At 66.5% G+C, this 9,284-nt stretch carries 12 protein-coding genes; 5 read left to right on the plus strand and 7 right to left on the minus strand.

Annotated elements, in window-relative coordinates:
- The first annotated feature begins 132 nt into the window (after positions 1–132).
- Both NGM06_RS14310 and NGM06_RS14315 read left to right on the plus strand, forming a co-directional pair.
- On the plus strand, positions 133–1,020 hold the full coding sequence (locus tag NGM06_RS14310) for a 3-hydroxyacyl-CoA dehydrogenase family protein (RefSeq protein WP_254267611.1): 888 nt from the start codon (positions 133–135) through the stop codon (positions 1,018–1,020).
- Positions 1,017–1,871 (plus strand): enoyl-CoA hydratase/isomerase family protein, encoded by an 855-nt coding sequence (locus NGM06_RS14315; RefSeq protein ID WP_254267612.1) that lies wholly within the window; start codon positions 1,017–1,019, stop codon positions 1,869–1,871. Before NGM06_RS14310 ends, NGM06_RS14315 begins: the two co-directional genes overlap by 4 nt.
- Before the next feature lie 320 nt (positions 1,872–2,191).
- Here NGM06_RS14315 and NGM06_RS14320 read toward each other — a convergent pair whose 3' ends face one another.
- The gene (locus NGM06_RS14320) at positions 2,192–2,953 is read right to left on the minus strand and encodes an SDR family oxidoreductase (protein WP_254267613.1); all 762 of its coding nucleotides are present in this window, start codon (positions 2,951–2,953) and stop codon (positions 2,192–2,194) included.
- 61 nt (positions 2,954–3,014) lie between these two features.
- On the opposite strand from NGM06_RS14320, the gene NGM06_RS14325 reads away from it, so the two are divergent.
- Positions 3,015–3,611, plus strand: a complete 597-nt coding sequence (locus tag NGM06_RS14325) for a DUF2391 domain-containing protein (protein WP_254267614.1) — start codon at positions 3,015–3,017, stop codon at positions 3,609–3,611.
- Positions 3,612–3,716: 105 nt separating this feature from the next.
- Positions 3,717–3,872 carry a hypothetical protein gene (locus tag NGM06_RS14330; protein ID WP_163521823.1) on the plus strand — a complete coding sequence of 52 codons (156 nt, stop codon included), beginning with the start codon at positions 3,717–3,719 and terminating at the stop codon, positions 3,870–3,872.
- Positions 3,873–3,933: 61 nt separating this feature from the next.
- Here the strand turns inward: NGM06_RS14330 and NGM06_RS14335 are convergent, their stop codons facing one another.
- Together NGM06_RS14335 and NGM06_RS14340 are read right to left on the minus strand one after the other, a co-directional pair.
- The gene (locus tag NGM06_RS14335) at positions 3,934–4,359 is read right to left on the minus strand and encodes an RNA-binding protein (RefSeq protein WP_254267615.1); all 426 of its coding nucleotides are present in this window, start codon (positions 4,357–4,359) and stop codon (positions 3,934–3,936) included.
- A gap of 187 nt (positions 4,360–4,546) precedes the next feature.
- Positions 4,547–4,747: a DUF1918 domain-containing protein gene (locus NGM06_RS14340; RefSeq protein WP_163521825.1), complete on the minus strand. Its 201-nt coding sequence runs from the start codon at positions 4,745–4,747 to the stop codon at positions 4,547–4,549.
- 283 nt (positions 4,748–5,030) lie between these two features.
- On the opposite strand from NGM06_RS14340, the gene NGM06_RS14345 reads away from it, so the two are divergent.
- Positions 5,031–5,594 carry an NUDIX domain-containing protein gene (locus tag NGM06_RS14345; protein ID WP_254267616.1) on the plus strand — a complete coding sequence of 188 codons (564 nt, stop codon included), beginning with the start codon at positions 5,031–5,033 and terminating at the stop codon, positions 5,592–5,594.
- 447 nt (positions 5,595–6,041) lie between these two features.
- Here the strand turns inward: NGM06_RS14345 and NGM06_RS14350 are convergent, their stop codons facing one another.
- The 4 genes from NGM06_RS14350 to pyrB form a co-directional block, all read right to left on the minus strand.
- Positions 6,042–6,863, minus strand: coding sequence for a glycoside hydrolase family 18 protein (locus tag NGM06_RS14350; RefSeq protein WP_254267617.1), 822 nt, complete (start codon positions 6,861–6,863; stop codon positions 6,042–6,044).
- Positions 6,864–6,956: 93 nt separating this feature from the next.
- Positions 6,957–7,682 (minus strand): hypothetical protein, encoded by a 726-nt coding sequence (locus tag NGM06_RS14355; protein WP_254267618.1) that lies wholly within the window; start codon positions 7,680–7,682, stop codon positions 6,957–6,959.
- 152 nt (positions 7,683–7,834) lie between these two features.
- On the minus strand, positions 7,835–8,296 hold the full coding sequence (gene pyrI, locus NGM06_RS14360) for an aspartate carbamoyltransferase regulatory subunit (RefSeq protein WP_254267619.1): 462 nt from the start codon (positions 8,294–8,296) through the stop codon (positions 7,835–7,837).
- Positions 8,293–9,207, minus strand: a complete 915-nt coding sequence (gene pyrB, locus NGM06_RS14365; RefSeq protein WP_254267620.1) for an aspartate carbamoyltransferase — start codon at positions 9,205–9,207, stop codon at positions 8,293–8,295. Before pyrB ends, pyrI begins: the two co-directional genes overlap by 4 nt.
- Between the last annotated feature and the right edge of the window lie 77 nt (positions 9,208–9,284).

The following is a 9,284-nucleotide window of genomic DNA, read 5'->3' on the forward strand; positions in this document are numbered from 1 at the left end:
GAAGCGTGTGCCTCGCCTTCGGTCTGGTCGTCGCGTTCCTTTGGACTGGAACTCGTCCCGCGGGGCCGAGACACCTGTTCAACATCCGAGGGATAAACGCTTAACAGCGCTCCGCTCGCGGCTTGAACTGTCATGAACGTTGCTGTACTCGGAGCCGGAACCATGGGACACGGCATCGCTCAAGTCTCGGCGATGGCCGACCACGACGTGACGATTCGGGACGTAGAGCGTGCCCTCGTAGACGACGGTATCGCCGCCATCGAGGAGAACCTGCGGGGCGGCGTCGAACGCGACAAGGTGACTGACGACGAGATGCGGGCGGCGCTCGACCGCGTCTCGGGCACGACCGACCTCGCCGAGGCCGTCTCGGACGCCGACCTCGTGGTCGAGGCAGTCCCGGAAGACGTGGACCTCAAGAAGCAGATATTCGAGGACGTGGAGGCCGAGGCCCCCGCGGACGCGGTCATCGCTTCCAACACCTCCTCGCTCCCCGTGACCGAAATCGTCTCGGCGCTCGACGACCCCGGACGCGGCATCGGACTCCACTTCTTCAACCCGGTCCACATCATGCAGTTGGTCGAGGTCGTCGTGGGCGAGCAGACCGACGACGAGACCGTCGCGTTCGCCACCGACTTCGTGGAGGAAATCGGCAAGACGGCCATCGAAGTGCGGGACACCGCGGGGTTCGCCTCCTCGCGTCTCGGCGTCGCCCTCGGCGTCGAAGCCATGCGGATGGTCGAGGAGGGCGTCGCGAGTCCGCGGGACATCGACCAGTCGATGGAACTCGGCTACAACCACCCGATGGGTCCCGTCGAGTTGGGCGACGTGGTGGGACTGGACGTGCGCCTCGACATCCTCGAACACCTCCGCGAGGAACTCGGCGAGCGGTTCCGCCCGCCCCAGATTCTCCGCCGGAAGGTCCGGGCCGGGAACCTCGGCAAGAAGACTGGCGAGGGGTTCTACGTCTGGGAAGACGGCGAAATCGTGGGGACCAGCGACGACTGGGGTGACGAAGAATGACCGGTGAGGACGAGAGCGCCGATCGCGGCGACGCCGCAGTCGGCAGTCCCGAGGCGGTCGCCGCCGAATGCGAGACGGTGAACGTCTCGGTCGGTGACCGCGTCGAGAACGTCGCCACCGTCACGCTCTCGCGGCCCGACGCGCGGAACGCGCTGAACGCCCAGTTGCGCGGCGAGTTGAAGTACGTGTTAGACGCCATCGAGGCCAGCGACGTGCGCGTGGTCGTGCTCACCGGTTCGGCGGAGTCGGGCGCGTTCGTGGCGGGCGCGGACGTGACCGAACTCCGCGAGCGCGACTCGCTCGAACAGCGCGAGGCCAGCGAGCGCCCGCGCGTCTACGAGTACGTGGACGACCTCGACCAACCGGTCGTCTGCGCTATCAACGGCCACGCGCTCGGCGGCGGGTGCGAACTCGCGCAGGCCTGCGACACGCGCATCGCCCGCGAGGGAGCGAAACTCGGCCAACCGGAGATAAACCTCGGCATCATGCCCGGCGGCGGCGGGACCCAGCGCCTCCCTCGACTCGTGGGCGAGGGACAGGCGATGAAGCTGATTCTCTCGGGCGAACTCGTCGACGCGACCGAGGCCCGCGACATCGGTCTGGTAGACGAGGTCCACGACGAGGAGTCGTTCGAGGACCGCGTCTACGACCTCGCCGAGTCGATGGCCGAGAAGAGTCCGCTCGCGCTGAAATTCGCCAAGAAGGCCGTGAAAGCCAGCAGTCGAATGGAGTTGGAGCAGGGCATCGAGTACGAGGCCGAACTGTTCGCCCACCTGTTCGCCTCAGAGGACAAGAACGAGGGCATCGACGCCTTCTTGGAGGATCGCGACCCGGAGTGGGAGGGGAAGTGAGTCGTTCGTGAGAGCGTGGTTCCGTCGTTAGGAGCGGTGGTTCCGCCCGCGAGAGTCTGATTCTGTCTGGGAGTGGCCACCTGACGAGGGCGGAGTAAAGCTAGCTTCAGGCTCGAGCCAATCGTACCGCAAACCGCCCCGCACCGCGACCGCGGGCCTCACGCCTCCCTAACCGATTGCGGTCCTCGGCCACGGGCCTGCGGTCCTCGTCCCTCGCATGCTGATGGCGCTGCCCGCGAGGGGTCGCACCAGCACGCGCCGGGGTGAGTAACTCACCGAGCGCGACCGGTTCGTGTCCCAAGATACGCCTCCTAACGTCGCTACCGCATGAGTTCGCCGCCGTTGACGTTCAGCGTCTCGCCCGTGACGAACCCGGCGTCCCGGAGGTAGGCCGCGGCGTCGGCGATGTCCGCAGGCTGGCCGTATCGCTCGACGGGAATCTCGGCCAGTTCGGCTTCCTTCTCCGCCTCGGTCCGGTCTGCGGTCATGTCGGTCTCGACGTGACCCGGCGCGATGGCGTTGACCCGGACCTCCGGCGCGAAGTCCCCGGCGTGGCTCTTGGTGAGACCGAGGAGTCCGGCCTTCGACGCGGCGTAGTGGCACTCGACGGGTGCGCCCGTGTACGCCAGAATCGACGAGACGTTCGTGACGGAGGGCGTCGGCGCGGAGTCGGCGTCGGGGGTATCCTGCTCCGCGGCCTCCCGGAGGTGGGGCAGGGCGGCCTTGGTCACGTTGAACGCGCCGTTGACGTTGGTGTCCATCACGCTGTCGAAGTCCTCGGGCGAGAGGTCCTCGGTGTAGACGTGCTGGTCCACGCCCGCGTTGTTCACCACGTGCGAGAGACCGCCGAAGGCTTCGACCGTCGCGTCCACGAGGTCCGCGGCGTCGTCCGGGTCGCCCACGTCGGCCCGGACCGCGACCGCGTCGCTCCCGGTTTCGGTTCGGATGGTCTCGGCGACCGCCCGCGCCTTCTGTGCGCTCGAAACGTAGTTGACGACCACGTCGTAGCCGTCTCGCGCGAACCGTTCGGCTATCGCTCGGCCGATGCCGCGGGACGCCCCCGTGACGAGTGCTGCTGGCATACCCCGAACCCGACTCGCCACGACCTTGGCGTTTATGCCTTCCCGGCGTAACTTGCCACCCATGAGCGACCGGAGCGCTAACTCCCGGCTCGGTTCCGCAGGGTCCGACTCGTCGGAGGACCCCGAGATGGAGGACCTGCTCGACGAACTGGAGGAGTTGGAGGAGGCCGTCGACGACCCCGAGGAGCGCGAGCAGGTCCGCGAGACGATGCGGATGGCCCGACGCGTCTCGACGCCGAGCGCGTTCGGCCGGGTCATCCGCGGGTTCGACCGCCACGACGCCGCCGAGGCGCTGGTCGGCAGCGTCGTGTTCGGGATACCGATGCTGGTCGAGGGCGGCACCATCGAAATCGGGGAGTTCATCGCGGCCCATCCGGCCTCCCTCGCGGTCACTCTCGTCGGCACCATCGGACTGGTCATCGGCCTGCTGTACGTGGCCGAGATCCAGCAGGTCGAGATTCACCGGCCGCTGTTCGGGTTCGTCCCGCGACGGCTCGCCGGGGTCGTCGGCGTGTCGTTTCTCACCGCGGTCGTCATGATGACCGTCTGGGGTCGCGTGGACTGGGCCGACCCGTGGCTGGCGCTCTGCCAGACGAGCGTGACGTTCTCCGCGATGGCGCTCGGGGCCGGACTCGGCGACATCCTGCCCGGGTCCTGACTGTCGCCCGAACCGGACTCGTCGCCGACGCGGCAGTTCGACACAAAGTATATTAGCCCAGTGCGGGTAATGGTATCTGTTCACACGCGAATTCTGGTGATCCGTATGATAGAATGTCCACACTGCGGTTCGGACCTGAATCGGCGAACGAAGACCCAGACGAGACGGAACGGCGAACCTCTCGGGAGCAAATCGACCGGTTCAGAACTCGTCTCCTGTCCGGACTGCGACGAGATGATAGACGGCTTCTCGGCGCACTAACCCGGTAACCGCCCTCTTTTCTTCGGTCGATGCGCGAGAGTTGTGCTCTTCGTGCCAGCGCTCAGAGCGCCGCCAGCGCCTCGCGGGCGTTCTCGACGGCGGCGTCCTTCTCGGCGGGGTAGGCCTCGACCTTCGCGCGGAAGGTGATGCCCTCGCCGAGTTCCGCCTCGCCGCGGTAGGCCGCCTGCTTGTCGAGGCGGAGGAACAGCGAGCAGTTCTCGTCCACGCGCTCGTCGAGTTCCTCCAGCAGGGTGTCGGCGTCGGGCAGCTCGGCCACCTTCGAGAGGACGTGGCGCATCTCGTCGGCGTTCTCGACGCGCGTCGAGAGGACGAGGATGCGGTCGCCGTGGTGGCCCTCGCTGGTCGCGCGCTCGATTTCGAAGTCCTCGGGGAGGTAGGTCCGGAGGGCCTGCTCGACGCGTTTGTCGTCCTCGGTGGCGTAGCAGAACGCCCGCAGGTCGATGTAGTGAAACGGAACTTCGGCCATTGCGAGGAGGTAGGACCCCCGAACGGAAAAAGGCGTTTCGTTCGTCGCAGGTCGTCTCCGCGTTCGCTGGCGGTGCGCTCGGCGGAGGTTTCCGGTCCTCCGTCTGGACTACAGGGTCACGATTCACTCTCGGCGCATCCGCAACTACCGCGCTTCGGTCTCGGAGAACGAGCGGTAAATCGAGTCGCTACTCTTCGTCGTCTTCGTCGCCGTCGGCGGCTTCCAGCGCGTCCTCGGGGATACCGGTCTCCTGTCCGTCCTCGAAGCTGACGGTGTAGGTGCTGTCGCCGAACATCGTGTCCATCACCTGCGTGATTTGTCCCTCTTCGCCGTCGTAGTCGCTGTGCTCGTCGTGCAGGATGACGTGGTCGTCTTCCTCGAAGCTCATGCATCCGACTAACTCCGCGGCCGATAAAAACGACCCGGTTCGGCGTCGGGCGACGCGGACCGCTTCGCTCCGTTCGGACCAGCTTCGATGGTCGCGCCACCGCTGGCAGGGTCGGTCCCTGCGGACGAGACCGCACGCCGAGGCGGCCGTACCGTCGAGCCTTCGGGGGACCGAAGGCTTATTCGGGCGGCCGACGAAACCCTCGAATTATGACCCGACGCCCGACGCCCTTCGCCCTCTCGCCACGGTCTTCACGAGCAGTCCGCCGACCAGCGTCACCGAGATGACTACCATCGACGACCTCTGGTACCTCACCACGCAGGCCGAACAGCGGGCCGAGCAGGTCCACCACCAGTTGACCGACGACTACGAGGAGTTCCTCGACCGGAGTCACGCCCGGCGAGTCTCCCGACCCCGATTTCGCACGCTCGCCGAACGCATCGCGGAGTTCGGCGCGCCCTACGGCGCCCACTCGGTGGTCTACCGGCCGTCGGGCGAACTCCTGCTCGTCTGGCACTCGGGCGTCGAGAAGTGGGTCGTCCCCGGCGGCGAACCCGACCCCGGCGAGTCGTTCCGGGAGGCCGCCGAGCGCGAACTCGCCGAGGAGGCGGGCGTCGAGGCGTCCTACCGCGGACTGGCGATGAACGTCCGGGTCGAGGTTCGGTGCGACGACTACTCGACGTGGGGCGTCCTCCCGCTGTTCGAGGCCCGCGTCGAGCACCCGACGACTCCCGACCCCGACGACCCGGACGGCGAAATCACCGACGCCGAGTGGTTCGACGACCTGCCCGAGAACACCCGCGACCGGGAGGACCTGCTGGCGTGGCGCGAGTTCGCGTTCGACTGACGTAACGTCTGGTCGCTGTTAGAGATGTGTACTCTGGTCCATCGCTTCCGGACGTTCGCTTTTTCTTATCGTGGGCACAGAGTCGGGGAAGCTAGCGATTGTCCCGCGAGGCGGAAAATGAGAGAAGCTAGCTACTCCTTGAGCCAATGAAACCGCAAACACCGCCCCGCACCTCACGCCTCCCCAACCTCCTCCCTCATGGTTCGAGAGAGCAAAGCTCTCTCGTCATCACGAAAATCTTCGATTTTCGAACGACACAGTTCGGTCGTCCCTCACGCGCCGCGGCGGACACGGAGGTCCGCCGGCACGTGCCACCGCAGAGATGCGGGGGAGGCCGGGCGAAGACGTGAGAATCGACCGAGTACGTGGGAGTAGAGCGATGACGCGAGGACGAGGGAAGTAGAAGCAGAAGCGAGGACACCGCCGACCGCACGGGTTCGACTCGACTCAGTTGTGGGAGACGCCGTCGCGCGACTCGGCCTTCATCCGGCGGAGCGTCGCCCGCGCGTTGCTGGCGTCGTAGCCGAACAGCACGTTCTCGCCGTAGGCCTCGGCGACTTCCGCGGCGTGAATCAGGTTGTCCACGTCCACGTCCACCGCGTAGAGTTCGACGCTGAACGGCGCGTCGAGCGCGTCCTCGAAGCCGCTGGCGATGGTTTCGAGCCAGTAGGTCGTCTCGTACGCCATGTCGTAGAGCGGGACGACGAACTCGTCCACGTACTCCGAGAGGGCTTCGAGGTCCAGACCGGCGCGCTCGTAGAGGTGGCCCGGATACGGGTCGGGGTAGAGCGTGAAGTAGGTCTTGCCCGGAATCCGGTCGGCGGCCTCGGCCACGAACTCGGTGACGACGCTGGCGCGCCACGCGTACCGGTCCTCGAAGTCGCTCTCCTCGAACTGTCGGGTGCATCGCTCGCAGTGGCAGTACTCCGCTCGCGGGAACCCCACGTCGTCGAGTCGCACGTCGGGGTTCACCGCCGCGCAGTCCGAGATGATTTCGAGGACGCCCTCGCGGTAGTCCTCGCGCGTCGGGCAGACGTAGGCCCAGTCGAAGTAGGGTCGCTCGCGGGTCGCGCGCTCGCCCGCCTCGTTGACCGGTGCGAGGTCGGGGTCGGCTTCGACGGCGGCGTTGTCCCCGAAGCACGACACCATGTTCACCCCCTCGGCGACCGGTTCGGCCGAGCGTCCGGTCACGTCCTTGACTTCGTAGAAGCGCAGGTCGAACTCCGGCCAGTCGAGTTCCTCCTCGTTTCGCGTGACGACGCCGAACATACCCCACGTTGGCGGGCGCGCGGGGTAAGTGGTTCGCTCTGGGGTGGACTTGCTCCTACTCGGGTCGGTCCTTCTACCGACGCAGCGCCCTCGCTATCCGCGGCTACAGCCCTTCGGCAGCGTCGCGTTGTTCGGGGCGGGTTGCTGGACGGACTCGACCGACCAGTTGGTCGCGCCGCCCTTGATGATGAGCGCCTCGCCGACCGTACCGTTCTCGACGGTGATGTCCGGGTCGTCCTCGCTGGCGGTCGGGTCGAACGAAGCGGCGTCGGTCGCCTGTTGGCCGAGCGTGGCGTTCCCGCAGAGTATCGCGGCGTCCACCGTCATCTGGTCGATGACGACTCCGGACACGGTCAGGTTCTTCGTCCAGTGGCGCTCGATAGTCCGGTTCTCGACGTCGGGGTCGATGAAGCTCCCGCCGGGGATGTCGAGAACCGACTTGTTGCGCACCACGAGTCGCTCGGCGGTCACGTTCTTCAGTCGCGCGCGTTCGAGGACGAACCGACCGACCGTCACGTTCGAGAGGGTGACGTTCGTCGTTCGCCCGTCCGCCGTCGTGGCGTTCCGGACCACGACGTTCTGAATCGTCACGTTGACCACCGTGGAGTTGCGGACGAGCCACGTCTCGATGGTCACGTTGTCGAGCGACACCTTGTACTGGGCGACGGCGTCCCCGCTCCGGTGGACCGGACCGTCGGCGACGCGTTCGGGGGCGTCGGCCGCCACGCTCTCGGCGGGACCGACGCCGACGACCGACCCGACGCCCGCGAGCAGGACGAGCGCCGCGACGGCGACTGCGAAGGGTGGTCGTGAATCCATGTCCCTGTCGTACTTCGAGACGAAAGATAAACGAAAACGACCGTTCTGACCGTTTTTCGGCGTAACGAGACGTTTCACGCGGAGTAGCCGACGCTTATCGGACTCGGAAATCGGCGTCGAGAGGACGAGACGGGCGGTCGGCGACCGATGGGCTACTCGGTCGCGATGTGGGACGCGAGGTCCTCGCGGACGATGGTCTCGCAGTACTCGCATCGAACGCCGTCGTCCAGCACCTCGAACTCGGTTTCGACGGGTTCGTCGGCGTTGGTGATGCAGTTGTGGTTGGGACACGAGAGGACGCCGACCACTCTGTCGGGGCGTTCGAGGTACTGCTTCTCGGCGACTTCGTACTCCCGGATGATGTTGATGGTCGCCTCGGGAGCGATGAGCGACAGCACGTCCACCTCGTCCTGACTCAACTCGCGGCCCTCGACCTTCACGATGTCCTTGTGACCCATCCGGTCGCTCGGGACGTTCATCCCGACGCTGACCGTCTCACCGGACTCGCCGTCGATACCGAGGATGGCGAGGACGTTCAGCGCCTGCCCGGCGCGGATGTGGTCGATGACGGTGCCTCTCGGAATCTTGCTGACGCGGAGTTGGTGGTCGCTCATTGTCGGTCCTCCAGCATCTGGTCGAGCAGCGCCATCCGGACCGGCACGCCGTTGTGGGCCTGCTCGAAGTAGGTCGCGTAGTCGGTGTCGTCCACCTCGGGCGCGATTTCGTCCACGCGGGGCAGGGGATGCATGACGGTGAGGTCGTCCTTGGCGGGTTCGAGCGTTTCGAGGTCGATGCCGTACTCGCCCGCTATCGCCTGATACTCGTTCTCGTCGGGGAAGCGCTCGCGCTGGATGCGGGTGACGTACAGCACGTCGAGTGCGGGCAGAATCTCCTCCAGTTCGGTGTGTTCCCGGACGTTCGCTCCGGTCTCGTGGAGGTCGTAACGCACGCTCCGCGGGAGTTTCAGGCTCTCGGGGCTGATGAAGTGCTGGTCGGCGTCGAAGTTGGTCAGCGCGTGGGCCAGCGAGTGGACCGTCCGGCCGTACTTCAAGTCGCCCATGATGCCGATGGTGAGGTCGTCGAGACCTGCGTTCTCCCGAATCGTGTAGAGGTCGAGCAGGGTCTGGGTCGGGTGGTGGCCCGCGCCGTCGCCCGCGTTCAGGAGCGGCACGTCCACGAACTCGCCGACCATCTTGGCCGCGCCCTGACTCGGGTGACGCAGCACGAGCGCGTCGGCGTACCCCTCGATGACTCGGGCGGTGTCGGCGAGACTCTCGCCCTTCTTGACCGACGAGGACTCGACAGTGCCCATGTCCACGGCGTCGCCGCCGAGGCGCTTGATGGCGGTCTCGAAGCTCATCTTGGTCCGGGTACTCGGCTCGAAGAAGAGGAGACCGAGTATCGCGTCGGCGTGGCGGTCCGCGAACGCCGCCGGGTCGGCGTCGATTTCGGCCGCGCGGTCGAGAATCGCATCCACGTCCTCGCGCGAGAGTTGTTTGGCAGTTATGAGGTGGTCGTCACGCATTGGTAGTGTATGGGCAGGGGACGCTCCTTGAATCTCTCGGAGTGGGGCGGGGAGGAGGCGGCGTAGCGCGACCGGGT

Source organism: Halorussus aquaticus, assembly GCF_024218795.1.
Lineage (GTDB): Archaea > Halobacteriota > Halobacteria > Halobacteriales > Haladaptataceae > Halorussus > Halorussus aquaticus.